The organism is Streptomyces sp. NPDC003011 (genome assembly GCF_053591515.1).
In genome coordinates, this window is sequence record NZ_JBSFTY010000008.1 from 116,753 (window position 1) to 130,730 (window position 13,978).

Annotated in this window: 17 protein-coding genes; 7 read left to right on the forward strand and 10 right to left on the reverse strand. The window is 72.7% G+C overall.

The window, feature by feature from the left end; translation table 11 throughout:
• Positions 1-217: 217 nt before the first annotated feature.
• Positions 218-883 carry a DUF6629 family protein gene (locus tag ACWD0J_RS06520; protein ID WP_451494663.1) on the reverse strand — a complete coding sequence of 222 codons (666 nt, stop codon included), beginning with the start codon at positions 881-883 and terminating at the stop codon, positions 218-220.
• 228 nt (positions 884-1,111) lie between these two features.
• Here ACWD0J_RS06520 and ACWD0J_RS06525 point away from each other — a divergent pair, with 228 nt between their 5' ends.
• Together ACWD0J_RS06525 and ACWD0J_RS06530 are read left to right on the forward strand one after the other, a co-directional pair.
• Positions 1,112-1,258, forward strand: coding sequence for a hypothetical protein (locus tag ACWD0J_RS06525; protein ID WP_451494626.1), 147 nt, complete (start codon positions 1,112-1,114; stop codon positions 1,256-1,258).
• A gap of 481 nt (positions 1,259-1,739) precedes the next feature.
• Entirely contained in the window at positions 1,740-2,078 is a 339-nt protein-coding gene (locus ACWD0J_RS06530; protein ID WP_451494627.1) for a hypothetical protein, read from the forward strand.
• Positions 2,079-2,124: 46 nt separating this feature from the next.
• Here ACWD0J_RS06530 and ACWD0J_RS06535 read toward each other — a convergent pair whose 3' ends face one another.
• A complete protein-coding gene (locus tag ACWD0J_RS06535) occupies positions 2,125-3,327 on the reverse strand; it encodes an FAD-dependent monooxygenase (protein ID WP_451494628.1) in 1,203 nt (400 codons plus the stop codon).
• 202 nt (positions 3,328-3,529) lie between these two features.
• Between ACWD0J_RS06535 and ACWD0J_RS06540 the strand changes: the two genes are divergently transcribed.
• Complete coding sequence (locus ACWD0J_RS06540) at positions 3,530-4,063, forward strand: GNAT family N-acetyltransferase (RefSeq protein ID WP_451494629.1); 534 nt, start codon at positions 3,530-3,532, stop codon at positions 4,061-4,063.
• 232 nt (positions 4,064-4,295) lie between these two features.
• Here ACWD0J_RS06540 and ACWD0J_RS06545 read toward each other — a convergent pair whose 3' ends face one another.
• The gene (locus ACWD0J_RS06545; RefSeq protein WP_451494630.1) at positions 4,296-5,111 is read right to left on the reverse strand and encodes an SAM-dependent methyltransferase; all 816 of its coding nucleotides are present in this window, start codon (positions 5,109-5,111) and stop codon (positions 4,296-4,298) included.
• A 182-nt stretch (positions 5,112-5,293) separates the two neighbouring features.
• Between ACWD0J_RS06545 and ACWD0J_RS06550 the strand changes: the two genes are divergently transcribed.
• Together ACWD0J_RS06550 and ACWD0J_RS06555 are read left to right on the forward strand one after the other, a co-directional pair.
• Positions 5,294-5,629, forward strand: coding sequence for an ArsR/SmtB family transcription factor (locus ACWD0J_RS06550; RefSeq protein ID WP_451494631.1), 336 nt, complete (start codon positions 5,294-5,296; stop codon positions 5,627-5,629).
• Positions 5,629-6,342, forward strand: a complete 714-nt coding sequence (locus ACWD0J_RS06555; protein ID WP_451494632.1) for a cation transporter — start codon at positions 5,629-5,631, stop codon at positions 6,340-6,342. Before ACWD0J_RS06550 ends, ACWD0J_RS06555 begins: the two co-directional genes overlap by 1 nt.
• Before the next feature lie 352 nt (positions 6,343-6,694).
• Here the strand turns inward: ACWD0J_RS06555 and ACWD0J_RS06560 are convergent, their stop codons facing one another.
• Positions 6,695-6,829: a hypothetical protein gene (locus ACWD0J_RS06560; protein WP_451494633.1), complete on the reverse strand. Its 135-nt coding sequence runs from the start codon at positions 6,827-6,829 to the stop codon at positions 6,695-6,697.
• 115 nt (positions 6,830-6,944) lie between these two features.
• On the opposite strand from ACWD0J_RS06560, the gene ACWD0J_RS06565 reads away from it, so the two are divergent.
• The gene (locus ACWD0J_RS06565; protein WP_451494634.1) at positions 6,945-7,202 is read left to right on the forward strand and encodes a hypothetical protein; all 258 of its coding nucleotides are present in this window, start codon (positions 6,945-6,947) and stop codon (positions 7,200-7,202) included.
• 480 nt (positions 7,203-7,682) lie between these two features.
• Positions 7,683-8,354 carry a response regulator transcription factor gene (locus ACWD0J_RS06570; protein ID WP_451494635.1) on the forward strand — a complete coding sequence of 224 codons (672 nt, stop codon included), beginning with the start codon at positions 7,683-7,685 and terminating at the stop codon, positions 8,352-8,354.
• A gap of 90 nt (positions 8,355-8,444) precedes the next feature.
• Here ACWD0J_RS06570 and ACWD0J_RS06575 read toward each other — a convergent pair whose 3' ends face one another.
• From ACWD0J_RS06575 to ACWD0J_RS06600, 6 genes are all read right to left on the reverse strand, one after another.
• Positions 8,445-9,029, reverse strand: coding sequence for an NADPH-dependent FMN reductase (locus ACWD0J_RS06575; RefSeq protein ID WP_451494636.1), 585 nt, complete (start codon positions 9,027-9,029; stop codon positions 8,445-8,447).
• A gap of 134 nt (positions 9,030-9,163) precedes the next feature.
• Positions 9,164-9,799, reverse strand: a complete 636-nt coding sequence (locus ACWD0J_RS06580) for a DsbA family oxidoreductase (RefSeq protein WP_451494637.1) — start codon at positions 9,797-9,799, stop codon at positions 9,164-9,166.
• A 205-nt stretch (positions 9,800-10,004) separates the two neighbouring features.
• Positions 10,005-11,342 (reverse strand): MFS transporter, encoded by a 1,338-nt coding sequence (locus ACWD0J_RS06585; RefSeq protein ID WP_451494638.1) that lies wholly within the window; start codon positions 11,340-11,342, stop codon positions 10,005-10,007.
• Between the two features lie 146 nt (positions 11,343-11,488).
• Positions 11,489-12,277, reverse strand: coding sequence for a class I SAM-dependent methyltransferase (locus tag ACWD0J_RS06590; RefSeq protein WP_451494639.1), 789 nt, complete (start codon positions 12,275-12,277; stop codon positions 11,489-11,491).
• Entirely contained in the window at positions 12,277-12,585 is a 309-nt protein-coding gene (locus tag ACWD0J_RS06595; protein WP_451494640.1) for a ferredoxin, read from the reverse strand. The genes ACWD0J_RS06590 and ACWD0J_RS06595 overlap by 1 nt, the downstream gene beginning before the upstream one ends.
• Entirely contained in the window at positions 12,582-13,814 is a 1,233-nt protein-coding gene (locus tag ACWD0J_RS06600; protein ID WP_451494641.1) for a cytochrome P450 family protein, read from the reverse strand. The genes ACWD0J_RS06595 and ACWD0J_RS06600 overlap by 4 nt, the downstream gene beginning before the upstream one ends.
• Positions 13,815-13,978 lie beyond the last annotated feature (164 nt).

Here is a 13,978-nt window from a genome sequence, read left to right on the forward strand (position 1 = left end):
CCGTCGAGCGAAGGTCTCGACGCTCCCGAGGGCACGCACCACCGGAGGGGCCGGCTCGGCGTCAGCACGTCGAGCCGGCCCCTCCGGCATGGCCCGGGGACCACTGGCCGGCGAGAGGCGGCGGCGCCACCACACCGACGGCGTCCAGGTGTGCCGTGGGGTTCAGGTGTGCCGTGTGGAGGACGCCGTGACGGCCGCGGTCGCCGTTCCCTGCCGCTCAGCGGGTCTTGTGTCGCGGTGTCCGCGCCGCCGGGCCGGGCGCCGTCCGCCCGGAGGCCGGCCGCGCGCACACCCAGCGGAACAGCATCACGGAGCACACGGCCGCGTAGGCGCACCAGGTGGAGACGAACTCCAGCCGCCACAGAGTCCAGCAGACGAACGCGCCCAGCGCGGCCAGCACCCCCAGCACCAGCAGCCGCCGGTCACCGGAGAGCAGCAGCGAGCCCACGGTGGCCAGGAGGTACCCGGCGACCAGCGGCGCGGCGTGGGGCAGGTCGAACCCGTAGCGGACCGAGTGCTCACGGATCTCGGCCGTCACCGGCCCGGTGGCGAGCCCGTACGCGAGCAGCGCGGCCGTCCCCGCTCCGACCGCCAGCGGGAGGACCAGCCGGCGCCGGGCGTGCGGCGGGGCGGCGCACAGCACGCCCGCCGGCACCCACACCGCCAGGAGAGGCAGGGCGATGACGGCCCACACCGTGGTGGCGGGCCCCCGGCCACCCCCCGATTCCCAGACGAACGACTCGACGATCTGATGGGCGCCGAGCAGCAGGGGCAGCGCGGCGAGCGGCAGGTCCCGGCCGCTGCGCGTCCGAGTCACACACGCGACCCCCACGCCCGCGACAGCGGTGCCCGCCACGAGATCGGCCGTCGCACTCCAACACATCACGCCACCGGGATTCGCCGTCGGGTGGATCCGCCTACGCCGCGCACCAAGCTACGTCCGGCTGCGCCGGCGGCCCGGGTGACACGACGGCCGCCCCACAGGTGCGCTGTTGTCGCGCACTCGGCTGCCCCGGCGATCACCCGAGTGGACCGACGAAGGGATGAGTCGTCCCATCGCGGGTAGGCGGGTTGAGGCAGGCAGACCGCAGGCACCCGAGGGAGGATCCACATGCCGCGCATGATGGAACGCATCAAGCAGTTCGCGAGGAGCCCTCAAGGGCGGCGCACGACCGAGCAGGCTCGACGAGCCGCGTCCGACCCCCGACGGCGGGCTCAGGCCCAGCGCCTGCTGGGCAAGCTCCGCGGCCGTCGCTGACCGCGTCCGCCGCACCACCTGGCGGCCCGGCGGACACACACGGCCGGGCCGCACAGTCATGCGCCGTCGCGGTGGAGGGTTCGGCGGGCCGGAGCGCCTGCCCCTGACCGCCGGTGCGGTGCGAGCCCGTGTGCCGCCGCGTTGTCAGTGCGGTGCGAGCCCCGCGTGCCGCCGCGTTGTCAGTGCTGTGCTGCACAATGCCGAGAAAGCGAGATCAAGATCGTCCGCACTGGGTAGACGGTCCTGAGTCCCGCCTCAGGAGGCCACCGCCGATGCAGTCCACCCCCGAAGCAGCACAGGGCCCTGCCCTCTTGTCCCCCTCGCGCCGATGCGAGGCCGAGGGTCACCAGGCACCTGGAACAGCCGGCACAGCTGTCGTGCGCGGCACGCTCGCAGCCGCCCGCTCCGACCGGCCGCTGCGGCGGAGTACGCCGGTCGGCGCCACGCGCGGTGCGCGGGTCACGGTCGGGGAGGACTGAGGATGCTCCTGCCCTACCGCAGCCGGTCCGCCGCTCCGGTCAGCCCCTCCGGCAAGGACGTGCTGCGTATCGTCTCCGACCCCCGCACGCCGGTGTTCCTCACGGTGCACGCGGACGGACGTCGCAGATACAGCTACTGGCAGCCGTTCGACCCGGTCGCCGGGAGAGGAAGCTGTTACGTCGCCCTGGCCACCGCCGAATGCGACGCGCTGCACTCCGCGGGCAGGATCACCCTGGGCGACCCGGTCGTCGACCCGACCAGGACGACGTACCGTGTCCGTTCCGCCCGCACCCCCGCCGCGCCCGTACGCGGCGCGCACCAGCGAACTCGCGCGGCCTGACCGGTGGCCGGATCCGCTTCCGGGTGTCCGAGGCGTGCCTGCCCGGTCATCGGATGAGCGGCGACCGCGTGTCCTCGGTCTCGTAGGAGTACAGCCACGCCCGGTGGTGCAGTGCCGCGGAGCGACGCATGGCCTCGTCGCGTGCCCGCTGCTCCGGGCCGTCGGGGAGGTGCAGACCGGCCGCGCTGTCGCGGGAGCGGCTCTGTATCCCGGCGGTGCGAGGGGCACGGAGTGACTGGTACCGGCGCAGTGCCGCAGGCACCGTCTGCCGGCGGGCCCCGGCCAGGCACACGGCGAGGTCCATCGCGTCCTCGACCGCCTGGTTGGCGCCCTGCGCCATGAACGGCAGCATGGGGTGCGCGGCGTCACCGAGTACGGTCAGCCGGTCCGTGGACCAGTCGCGCAGCGGCTCGCGATCGTGCAGCGCCCACTGACGGACCTGGTCGGCGGCGTGGAGGATCTCGGAGACCGAGCCGTGCCAGCCGTCGAAGGCGCCGCGCACGGTGGCCGGATCCGCCGTGGCCGACCACGACTCGGCCGGCGGGGCGTCCAGGGAGGTGATCGCGGCGAAGCTGATCAGCTCGCCCCCGGACACGGGATAGCAGACGAAGTGCCCGTCCGGTCCCAGCCACAGCCTGACCCGTGGTTGCCGGGCGGCCGGTGACACGCGCTCGGCGGGCACCAGCCCGCGGAACGCGCTCAGGCCCGAGAAGACCGGGGCGTCCTGGACGAGGGCGTCACGGACGACGGAGTGGATGCCGTCGGCGCCCACCACGACATCGGCCTCGTGGACGGTGCCGTCCTCGAACGCCAGGCGTACCCGGTCCTCGTGCTCGTCCGCCCGAAGCAGCCGGTGGCCACGCCGGAGCGAGGCGGGCTCGATGAGTCTGCGCAGCGCCTCGTGCAGATGCGCCCGGTGCACGCTGTAGTAAGGAGCGCCGAAGAGCCGTTCGCACGCGGTGCCCAGCTCGGTGCGGGCGATGGACACGCCCTGCCAGGTCCGGAACTCCACCGCGTCGATCCGGACCGCGCGCTCGTCGAGCGCGGGACCGAGTCCGAGCCGGTGCAGCGGGCGCACGGCGTTCGGCGCGAGCTGGACGCCCGCGCCGATCCCGGAGAACTCCCGCGTCTGCTCGTGCACCACACAGCGAACGCCGGCCGCCCGCAGCGCCGCGGCCAGCGTGAGGCCGCCGATTCCCGCGCCGACGACGGCGATCCGCAGCTCACTGGTCCGCCCCGCCCTCCGCACCGGCTTCCCCCTCGTCCCCTCGTCCCCTCGTCCCTCGTCCCCGGCCAGGCCGGCGCTCGGACGCCGTACCGGAGAGAACGCGCCGCCGGCACCGGCCATTCCGTGTCCGGCGGCGCGGCCCGGACCTCGCGGTCCGGGCCGCGTCGGCCTGCGGGTGCCTCCGATTACCGGTGAGCCCCTCACCTTGGGCAGGATGGGTGCCATGACCGAGATCCGCACCCCCCGCCTCATCCTCCGTCGCTGGCATGACGACGACCTCGCGCCCATGGCGGAGATCAACGCGGACCCGCAGGTCATGCACTGGGTCGACGACGGTTCGGTGCGCGACCTGGACCACACGGCGGAGGCCATCGAGCGGTGGGAGGAGGAGTGGGACGAGGAGGGCTTCGGCCTGTTCGCCGTCGAACTCCTGGCCTCGGGTGAACTGGCCGGTTTCACGGGCCTGTCCGTGCCGGAGTTCCTGCCGGAGGTCATGCCCGCCGTGGCGATCAGCTGGCGGTTCGGCTCGTCGTTCTGGGGCCAGGGGTACGCGTCCGAGGCAGCCCAGGCCACGCTGGAGTTCGCCCTCCAGGACCGTGGCCTCGACCGCGTGATCAGCATCAGCCGGGCGGGCGACGACGCCTCCGAGAACGTCATCCGCAAGCTCGGCATGGTGCCGGTGCTCCAGACCGACCATCCCGTGTACGGCCTGCCGCTGAGCGTCCACGCCATCGATCTGACCGAGTTCCAGGCGTGAACCGGCCGTACACCGCCGAAGACGGCTGAGCTGCGGCGGCCTCCCGCCGGCTCGCCCACTCCGGTCGCCGCCGCCGGGCGGCCGGAGCCGGCTCAGTAGACGACTTCGAGAATGTACGGCTCGCCCTCGGTGGCGATGTAGAGGGCTCGGCCGGCCGAGCGGCCCGCGCCCGGGCGCCACGCCGTGACGGGGCCGGGTGGTGGCCGTCACGGCGTGGGCCGAGCGCGCTGTCTCACGGCTTGCGGGCGAGGCCGCCGTGTTCGCCGATGGGCTCCGGGGCGGGGGAGCCGGGGTCCGGGCGCCAGGAGGTGACCGGGACGACACCGGGATCGATGAGGTCCAGACCGTCGAAGAACGCGGTGATCTGGTCGACGGTGCGCAGGTTGTACGGGACGGCACCGCTCTCGTTGTAGGCGTCCTGAGCCCGCTCGAAGGCGGGGTCGGTGCCCCGGGACCCGTCGTTGACGGAGAGGTAGCTGCCGGAGGGCAGCGCGTCCATCAGGCGGGTGACGATGGAGCGGGCCTGGTCGTCGTCGGCGACATGGCCCAGGATGTTGCTGAGGATGAGGCCGGTGGGGCGGGTGAGGTCCAGCGTCTCGGCGGCGGACGCCAGGATGCGGTCCGGGTCCAGCACATCGGCGTCGACGTACGCGGTCGCGCCCTCCGCGGTGGAGTAGAGCAGGGCACGGGCGTGGGCCAGCACCATCGGGTCGTTGTCGACGTAGACGATGCGGGCCTCGGGGGCGATCCGCTGCGCGACCTCATGGGTGTTGTCGGCGGTCGGCAGGCCGGTGCCGATGTCCAGGAACTGCCGGATGCCCGCCTCGGAGACCAGGTAGGTGATGTTGCGGCGCAGGAAGGCGCGGCTGCTGCGGGCGATGGTGACGATGCCGGGGAACACGGCGGTGTAGGCGTCGCCGGCTTCCTCGTCGACCGGGTAGTTGTCCTTTCCGCCCAGCCAGTAGTTCCAGATACGGGCCGAGTGCGGCACCGACGTGTCGATCTTCTGATGCACCGCTGAGCCGGGTGTCTGCGCGGAGTCCGTCATGGGTGGTGTCCGTCTTTCGGCCGAGGCATGGATTATTCACCGCACAACGTACGTGCCAACAGACCCGTCGCGCACACCAGTTCACTTTTTCCGGTGAGTCGGGCGGTGACCTGGGAGCCAGGGCATCGGAGAAGCGGAGTCCACGGTTTCCTGAATTCAGAGATGCTTGTACTATCAACGCCATGCTGACTGTCGCCACCGACATCGACGCCCTGGCTCGTTTCGGCCGCGCGCTCGCCGACCCGATCCGCTGCCGCGTCCTGCTCGCCCTCCGGGAGGCGCCGGCGCACCCGGCCGACCTGGCCGACCGGCTGGAGATCTCCCGCACCCGGCTGTCGAACCATCTCGCCTGCCTGCGGGACTGCGGCATCGTCGTGGCCGTCCCGGAGGGGCGTCGGGTGCGCTACGAACTGGCCGACGCCCGTCTCGCCCACGCCCTGGACGCCCTGCGCGGCACGGTCCTCGCGGTCGAGGCCGACCGTAGCTGCCCGCACACCGAGGAGAACGGCTGCTGCTGATGTCCACGACCCTTTCCCTCGGCCCGGCACCGGATCGCCGCGCCCGACTGGCCCGGCGCATACGGCTGCTGGTCGCCGCCACCATCATGTACAACGTCGTCGAGGCGACCGTCGCGATCGTCGCGGGCACCCTCGCCTCCTCCGCCGCGCTGATCGGCTTCGGCCTGGACTCGGTCGTCGAGGTGTCCTCCGCCGCGGCCGTCGCCTGGCAGTTCTCCGCCACCGACCACGCGGTGCGCGAGGCGCGCGAGAAGACGGCGCTGCGTGTCATCGCGCTGTCCTTCCTGGCCCTCGCCGCCTACGTGAGCGTCGACTCGGTCCGCGCCCTGACCGGGACCGGTGACGCCGAGCACTCCACGCCGGGCATCGTGCTGGCCGCCGTCTCGCTGGCCGTGATGCCGTTCCTGTCGGCCGCGCAGCGGCGGGCCGGACGGGAACTCGGTTCCGTCTCCGTGGTCGCCGACTCCCGGCAGACCCTGCTGTGCACCTACCTCTCCGCCGTGCTGCTGCTCGGGCTCGTCGCCAACAGCGCCCTCGGCTGGTCGTGGGCCGACCCGATCGCGGCGTTGGTGATCGCCGCGGTGGCGGTCAAGGAGGGGCGGGACGCCTGGCGTGGGGACGGCTGCTGTGCGGCGCCGGTCGCGGTGCCGGTCGCGGAGGAGGCCGGGAGCAAGGGCGCGGACGGGTGCCGGGGCGGCTGCGCCTGCTGCTGACGGCAGCGGAGCGCCGAGCAGGGCGTCGACAGGCGCGGCAGTGGCGGACGGCCGGGAGGCGGCGTCGCGGGCGGGCCGGCGGCGTCGTGGGCGGGCCGGAGGCCGACACCGGCCGAGGGCCGAGGGCCGAGGGACGCGAGAGGCGAGACGCGGATCGGCACGGTGTCGCCGACTGCCCGCTCGTCCTCGTCGAGCAGTGAGTCCCGGTGGTCCGGCGTATCCGCCGGCACGTCCGTCCCGCCGGTGCCGCAGATGCCTGCCCGGCAGGGGAACAGCACCGGGACGGCCGCTTCCGCCGCCACGCCGGGCACCGAGCGGTCCGGCGGGACGGTGACCGTGCGCCCGGACCGGGTCAGCACCGCGCCTCGAAGGCACCGGCCGCCGCCTTGGGGCCCTCGAAGGCGCCCAGGTCCAGCAGGCCGTACTCGTCCTGTGGCCGGATCGTCACCCGGTCCGCGTCGGGCGCGAGGCGGACCGGGAACGCCATGGAACCGGACGGCTGGGCCGCAGGCCCGCCGTGGCTTTCGCGACCACGCCGCCCAACAGCGCGCCGGGCGGGTGCGGCAGTGGCCCCACCAGCCGATTCATGGAACGGTGGCCGCATGTCAGACAACGACTACGACCGGGTGCGCCTCGGTATCGAGGCCATGACCGCGTACATCTCCGGAAACAACCTCATGACGAAGTACATGATGGAACGCCGCGACTCCGACGGGAATCTCGACCAGGTCGCGGACGGCGCGACGGCGCTGTGCGCACTGCTGCTGAACCAACTGGCCCACATGACGGGCAAGTCCGAACAGGAGATCCTCCAGGAGGTCGCCCGCGGCCTGAACCGGACGGAGCAGAAGGAGCAGTAGGAGCCGTGGCGGCTGAAACACCGTCAACTGATCTGTGACGTTCGGCATATGCCGCAGGGGGTGCGGTCGGGGGCGGTCGTCGACACCGGCCGCGACCAGGGAGCATGCCCGGCACCCCCGCATCCGTCACGCCCGATCGCCAAGGGATGACGGGAATTCGCCGTCGATTTGTTGACAGTGCCCGGCTCAAGGTTTTTACGCTTGGACGTCGACTCCCGAACGACTGTTCAGTCGTTCCGGGGCCGCGCGGGGGAGGCAACGGGCTTCGCCGCCGGGTCGACGACGGGGGAGCGGTCGGCGCGGCCCGCAGCGTCCGCCTCGCTCGGCCCGGGAACGGTCGGTCGCGTCGGGACGCCCGGCGGCCGGCCTCGCCCGGGAGCCGGGCCGGGCAGGCCGGCGGAGCCGCCGGGACAGCACCCCCTGGTCATGCCAGTCAGACAGCGACAAGTGCCAGTCAGACAGCGAAAGGCCGGAAGGTAGATGCGGGTGCTCGTAGTGGACCATGACGCCGCGTGCGCACGGTCCGTCGTGCAGGTGCTGAGACAGAGCGGTTACGACGCCTGGAGCGTGGGGACCGGTGCGGCGGCACTGGAGGTCCATCACCAGGCCGATCTGGTGTTACTCGACATCGGGCTGCCGGACGTCGACGGCCTGCGGCTCTGCGCGGACATCCGCGCCGCCGCGGACACACCGATCATCGCCGTGACGGAACGCACGACCGAACTCGAACGTGTCCTGTGCCTGAAGTCCGGATGCGACGACTGCCTCAACAAGCCGTACGGGGTACAGGAGTTGGTCGCCCGAGTGGAGGCCGTGCTGCGCCGGGCCCGCCCCCCGGCGCTCACCCGCTGCATCGTGCACGGCCCCCTGCGGATCGACGCCGCCCGCCGTGAGGCCTACCTCTCCGGAGAGCTGCTCGCGCTGACGCGCAAGGAGTTCGACCTGCTGCACGTCCTCGCCTCCCGTCCCGGCTCGGTGTTCAGCCGGAGGGAACTCATGGCGCGTGTGTGGCAGCAGCGTTCCGCGGCCACCGGACGGACGATCGACACCCACGTCAACAGCCTGCGCAACAAGCTCGGGGACAGCGCCTGGATTCTCACCGTGCGCGGCGTCGGCTTCCGCCTCGGGCGCGGCGTGAGCATCGCGGCCTGATGCGCGTACCGGGCGGGATGCGGCTCGTGCACCCCGCCCGGCCACCGCGCTCCTGCCCCGGGTCCCCGTGGCAGGAGCGCGAGGCACGGATCACTGGCCGTAGGGCCGCTTCTGACGGGCCTCGCGCAGCGCCTCGGCCCACCAGACGAGCTGGTCCAGCATGGTCTTCGCGGCGGCGGCGGGAGCCTCGGGCTCCTTCAGGGCGCCGTCCTCGTCGAACCGCTCCCAGGCGTTGTGGAAGCTCACCTGCTCGCGGATCGTGACCGCGTGCAGCTCGGCGAAGACCGGCCGCAGGTGCTCGGAGGCCCGCAGGCCGCCCGCCAGACCGCCGTACGACACCAGGGCCACCGGCTTGGCCCGCCACTGCGTGTAGTGCCAGTCGATCAGGGACTTCAGCGACGCGGGGTAGCTGTGGTTGTACTCCGGCGTCACCACGATGAAGGCGTCCGCGTTCTCCAGGCGGGGCGTCACCCGCGCGAGGACGTCGGCGACGTCCTCGCCGGGCGACTGCGACAGCACCACGGGCAGGGGGTGCTCGGCGAGGTCGAGGTAGTCGACCTCGATGTCGCCGTGCTGACGGGCCTGGTCGCTGATCCACCGCGCGACCGTCGGGCCGAACCTGCCCTCCCGGACGCTGGCGCAGATCACCGCGAGACGCAGAGGGGACGTGGACATGTCTCTCCTTGGTGTGGTGAGGGTGTGGGTGAACCGATGTGGTGAACCGATGTGGTGAACCGATGTGGTGAATCGGTGTGTGTGCCGAGCCGCCCGCCGCCCGGACGGGTCGGCGCGGCACGCGCGGCGGAGGGTCAGCCGACGGGCTGCCCGGTCAACGCCCGGACGTAGGCCTCCTCCGGCTGTGCGCCGGAGAGGGTCGCACCGGTGCCGAAGCGCAGGATCGGCACCTGGCGGACGCCCTCGGCCCGGACCTCGGCGAGTTCCGCCGCGAGTTCCCGCTCGCTCGGCTCCTCGGCCGCGCCGCGCCGGACTCCGGCCTCCGCGGCCAGCCGGTCCAGCGTGGCGGGGTCGCCGAGGTGCGCGCCGTCGGTGAAGTACGCGCGGAACAGGCGTTCCGCCATCCGTTCGGCACGCCCCTGGCGCCCGGCCGCGGCGAGCAGCCGGTGGGCGGGGAACGTGTTGACGAACACCGCCCGGGCGAAGTCGAGTCGCAGGCCCTCCCGGGCGCCGACGGCCGCCATGCGCTCCGTCATCCGCGCGGCGTCGGCTCCGAAGTCGCGGTGGTGGCGTGCGGACAGCGGCTCCCCTTCGACGGGAGCCTCGGGGGCGATCTGATACGGGCGGAAGACCACGTCGATCCGGTCGCCCTCGGCTCTGCGCCGCTCGGCGGCGCGCTCGAAGCGGGTGAAGGCCAGATAGGAGTGGACGCAGATGAGGTCGAGGACGAACTCGACCCGCAGCGTGGGGTTCTCGGGATGCGCTTCCATGATCGCCTCCGGTGGACGGGTCGTCGGCTCATGAGGGACAGGTGCAGCGCCGTGGACGGCCCCCGGCGCGAGGACACCTGCGGGCTCGGGACAGCCACGCGCTCGGGACACCTGCGGGTTCGGACAGATGCGGGCTCGGGACACCTGGGGCCTGGGGACACCGGCGGGCCGGGAACCTTCCGCCTGCGGGACGTCTGGTGTGCCGTCACCCTGCTGCCCGGCCCGCGGCACGGCCGGATTCCGTGGCCGGCGTGTTCCGCCCCTGCTCGGCGGCGGAACCCGCCGGCACGTCCCGCCCCGCGTCCCGTCGTTCGTCGGAGGCGTCCGCCGGTCCGGACCGGGCCGCGCGCCTCCTGCCGCCGACGAGGTACCCGGCGGCGACCAGCAGTGCGGCGACCGCGATGACGCCGAACATCGGCTGGATGCCGAGGCCCCTGACCATGGGCTGGGTGACGATCGGCGCCAGGAACTGACCGAGGAAGAGCGCGGTGGTCAGGAATCCCGCGTACCGGCTGCGCACCTCGGGCGGTGCCTCGCTGAGCACCCAGCTGTTGAGCGTCGGCATCAGCACGCCCAGGCCGACGCCCATCACCAGCGTGCCCAGCGCCAGCACACCGACGTGCGGGGCCAGGGAGAGCACCAGATAGCCGACGCCGATGCCGGTGAAGGCCGCGCCTACGAGGCCGTACTCACCGGCGAGGCGCCGGATGGCGGCGAAGCGCAGCGACACCAGACCCGTGGTGAGCGTCTGCACCGCGATGACGGCGCCCGAGGCCACCGAACCGGCGTGGAAGTGGTCCTCGACCAGGAAGGGGACCTGCACCGGCACCGAGTAGAAGGCGACCTGGCCCAGGAACATCGCGGCGAGCGCCGCCGTCAGGCCCGCGGGCAGCGCGCGCCGGACGCGTGGCGCGGAGCTGTCCGGAGCCGGCCGGGCGCCGGGGGCCGTCGGCCGGGTCTCCGGCAGTCGGGTCAGCGCGGGGACCACGAGGGCCGCGCCGAGCAGGTAGACGAGGAAGACCGTGCGCCAGCCCAGTCCGGCGAGCGCGCCCCCGCCGACCAGCAGCACCACGCCGCCGAAGGCACCGGCGGCGGTCTGCCGCCCCAGCAGCCGCTGGCGCTCCGTCCCGTCGTACAGGTCCGCGATCATGGCCACGCTGTTGGTCATGATCAGGGACACGCCGAGACCGAGGACCACCCGGCCGGCCAAGATGCTGGCGAGGTCGGGCAGGTAGAAGCCCGAGCTGCCGCCCAGCACGAAGGCGATCATGCCGGTCACCAGGGCGCGCTTGCGGCCCACGCGTTCCGAGAACGCTCCCGCGAACGGCGAGAACAGCACGATCGCGAGCGCGTGGGCACTGGTGATCATCCTGGCCAGCAGGTCGACGTCGGCCGTGTCCGCGAACGCGGCGCGTATGCCGGGTATCGCGGGCGACACCACGGCTCCGGCCATGATCGTGAGCGTGCCGGCGAGCACGAGAACGGTTGCTCGGGCGGTACTGCCTCGGCGGCTGTGTTCCGGCACCGTCGATTCGGAGCGCACCTCTACCTCTCCTTGGCGACTAGGACGATTAGGGCGACTTGGAGGCTTGGACGATGTGGGCGGCCGGCGCGACCGGGCGGGTCGCACGGCCCGTTCGTCACGGTAGAAGTTGAACCTCGGTTGAAGTCAAGCGGTGGCCGTCCGCCTCACGCCTCGGGGCGCTGTCCCCACGCCGAGAACAGCAGCGTCGTGACGTCACGCGCCTCGGGCCGGTCCAGCGTGGCGAGGAACTCGGTGAGTTCCTGAGCGCTCACCCAGCCGTTGTCGACGAGCGGCTGCCCCTGCAACTCCAGGCGGCGGCGCATCAGTTCGTTCTCGTACTCGCCCTGCCCGGGGCCGAGCGGGCGCAGGTGCAGGTCCACGGAGGCCAGGCCGAGCTGCGCCAGCCGGGCCGGCAGCCGGCGGGCGAACCGCATGTCGGCGCCGTGCAGGCGGAAGGCCCGCAGATACGCCTCGATGACCGCGCGTCCCACCGGCGTCACCGCGTCCTCACCGGGCAGGAAGTAGAAGTCCTCCGCCACCAGCCAGCCGCCGGGCGCCAGCCAGCGCACGGCGCGCGCGAGCAGGTCATCGGGGGCGCGCAGCGCCGACAGCACCCCCCGGGCGAGGACGAGGTCGAAGGACCCGGCGGGAAACTCCTCCTGCTCCACGTCCGCCTGGCGCACCGTCAGGCGGGGGCTGCGCGAGGCGTCCAACAGGCTCGTGTCCACGTCCACGGCGAGCACGGATCCGTCCGGCACCCGTTCGGCGAGCCAGTACGCCATGGACCCGGCGCCGGCACCGAGGTCCAGGCAGCGGGCGTCGGGGCGCAGCGGCAGGCGGCTGATGATGCCGGTGGTCAGCGGGTCGTAGTTGCGCTCCCACAGCTTGGACAGAATGGCCTCGGACTGGTCCACGGTCGAGTCCTCCTCGGGGTTCGGGTCATGGGTCGTCATCACCTCTCCCGGCCGGAAAGGCCGGGGCGGCCGGCGTCGTGGGCGCCGGTGTCCTCGTCGGTCGGGCCGGCCGCCGCCGCGGGTGGGCCGGGAACCACCTCCACGGCCCCCATGGGGCAGCACTCGGCGACGGAGCGGGCGAGCTGAGCCGCGTCCTCGTCGGGCAGCTCGCTGTCCACGGGGACGGCGTGTCCCGCACCGGTCAGCCGGAAGAGAGCGGGGGACATGGCCTGGCACAGACCGGTGCCCCGGCACAGCTGTGGGTCGATGCGCACGGTGTCCCGCACACCGGCCCGTCGGGCGGTCACGCCGCCCCCGTTCCGGCGGCGCGGACGGGGAGCCGGACCAGCCGCCGCATCGCCCAGTTCTCGATGTAGCGCAGCTCGTCGCGCGGCCCGGCCAGGCTCAGCGCGGGGAACGCGCGCAGCAGTGCCGGGATCGCCACCTGTCCCTCCATCCGGGCGAGTGCGGCGCCCAGGCAGTTGTGCAGTCCGTGGCCGAGGCCGACATGGCGCGGTCCCGGGCGGGTGATGTCCAGCCGGTCCGGGTCGGGGAACTGCCGGGGATCGCGGTTGGCCGACAACAGGGCCGCGATGACCGGTGCCCCGGCGGGCAGTACCGTGCCGCCGAACTCCAGCTCCTCGGTGGTCACCCGGAACAGGGCCGTGGTCAGGGCGCCTTCGTAGCGCAGGAGTTCCTCGACCGCGTCGGCCTCCAGCTCGGGCCGCTCGCGCAGCAGCCGGGACTGGTCCGGGTGGTCCAGCAGGGCGAGTACGGCGTTGCCCACGAAGGCGCGGACGGTGTCGCTGCCCGCCAGGATCATCGCCGCGACCATGGCGACCAGTTCCTCCTCCGTCAGCCGGTCCTCGTCCTGCCGGGCGTGGACGAGCGCGGAGGTCAGGTCGTCGGCCGGGTTGCGCCGCTTGAGTGCGACCAGTTCCTCCGCGTAGCCGCAGATCCGGGCGAACCCCTCGGGCACCTGGTCCATGCGGGCGGCGTCGGACGGGAAGGCCTGGGCGAGCGCGTCCACCAGCTCCCGGTGGCGCTCGATGCGCAGCCCGAGGATCTCGCCCATGACGGCCGAGGAGACCGGGCCCGCGTAGTCGTCCATGACGTCGAACGCGCCCCGGGCCGCGCAGGCGTCCAGGACGGAGGCCACCACACGCTCCACGGTCTGCCGCCACCGCGCGACGCGGCGCGGGGTGAAGGTGCTCATCGTCAGCCGGCGCAGCCGGGTGTGCGCGGGCGGATCGACGACCGTGACCGCTTTCTCCAGTACGCTGCCCGCACCGCTGACCAGACCCGCCTCCTTGAATTCCGGATTCCCCCAGGTGCCGCTCTCGGAACTGAAACGGGGATCCGCGAGGACGGCCTTCACATCGTCGTACCGGGTCACGATCCAGGTGCGCACATCCCCGACCGGAAACCTGAATTCATGCACCGGCGCATGGTCGCGGAGCCGGGCGAACGTCGGATACGGATTCTGGAAGTAGTCGCTGCTGAACAGCGGCGCGGGGGGCGCTGCCGATACCGTCATCCCTTTTTCTCCCCTGTTTCTCTGACGGATTTTCCGGGGTCTGCGGATCTTTTCCGGAATTTCTGTCCCGGTGCATTGGTTCCACGTGTTCCGGGCTTTCCGCCATGAGTCTCTTTGCGGCCCGTACGGACCGTCAAGGCGGTCGTCGGGTTTTTCGTCAAGGC

What these genes read in the sequence shown, in the direction of transcription:
- ACWD0J_RS06520 (WP_451494663.1), bottom strand. Translation starts at nt 883, where the DNA reads ATGTGTTGGAGTGCGACGGCCGATCTCGTGGCGGGCACCGCTGTCGCG.
- ACWD0J_RS06525 (WP_451494626.1), top strand. Translation starts at nt 1,112, where the DNA reads ATGCCGCGCATGATGGAACGCATCAAGCAGTTCGCGAGGAGCCCTCAA.
- ACWD0J_RS06530 (WP_451494627.1), top strand. Translation starts at nt 1,740, where the DNA reads ATGCTCCTGCCCTACCGCAGCCGGTCCGCCGCTCCGGTCAGCCCCTCC.
- ACWD0J_RS06540 (WP_451494629.1), top strand. Translation starts at nt 3,530, where the DNA reads ATGACCGAGATCCGCACCCCCCGCCTCATCCTCCGTCGCTGGCATGAC.
- ACWD0J_RS06545 (WP_451494630.1), bottom strand. Translation starts at nt 5,111, where the DNA reads ATGACGGACTCCGCGCAGACACCCGGCTCAGCGGTGCATCAGAAGATC.
- ACWD0J_RS06550 (WP_451494631.1), top strand. Translation starts at nt 5,294, where the DNA reads ATGCTGACTGTCGCCACCGACATCGACGCCCTGGCTCGTTTCGGCCGC.
- ACWD0J_RS06555 (WP_451494632.1), top strand. Translation starts at nt 5,629, where the DNA reads ATGTCCACGACCCTTTCCCTCGGCCCGGCACCGGATCGCCGCGCCCGA.
- ACWD0J_RS06560 (WP_451494633.1), bottom strand. Translation starts at nt 6,829, where the DNA reads ATGGCGTTCCCGGTCCGCCTCGCGCCCGACGCGGACCGGGTGACGATC.
- ACWD0J_RS06565 (WP_451494634.1), top strand. Translation starts at nt 6,945, where the DNA reads ATGTCAGACAACGACTACGACCGGGTGCGCCTCGGTATCGAGGCCATG.
- ACWD0J_RS06570 (WP_451494635.1), top strand. Translation starts at nt 7,683, where the DNA reads ATGCGGGTGCTCGTAGTGGACCATGACGCCGCGTGCGCACGGTCCGTC.
- ACWD0J_RS06575 (WP_451494636.1), bottom strand. Translation starts at nt 9,029, where the DNA reads ATGTCCACGTCCCCTCTGCGTCTCGCGGTGATCTGCGCCAGCGTCCGG.
- ACWD0J_RS06580 (WP_451494637.1), bottom strand. Translation starts at nt 9,799, where the DNA reads ATGGAAGCGCATCCCGAGAACCCCACGCTGCGGGTCGAGTTCGTCCTC.
- ACWD0J_RS06590 (WP_451494639.1), bottom strand. Translation starts at nt 12,277, where the DNA reads ATGACGACCCATGACCCGAACCCCGAGGAGGACTCGACCGTGGACCAG.
- ACWD0J_RS06600 (WP_451494641.1), bottom strand. Translation starts at nt 13,814, where the DNA reads ATGACGGTATCGGCAGCGCCCCCCGCGCCGCTGTTCAGCAGCGACTAC.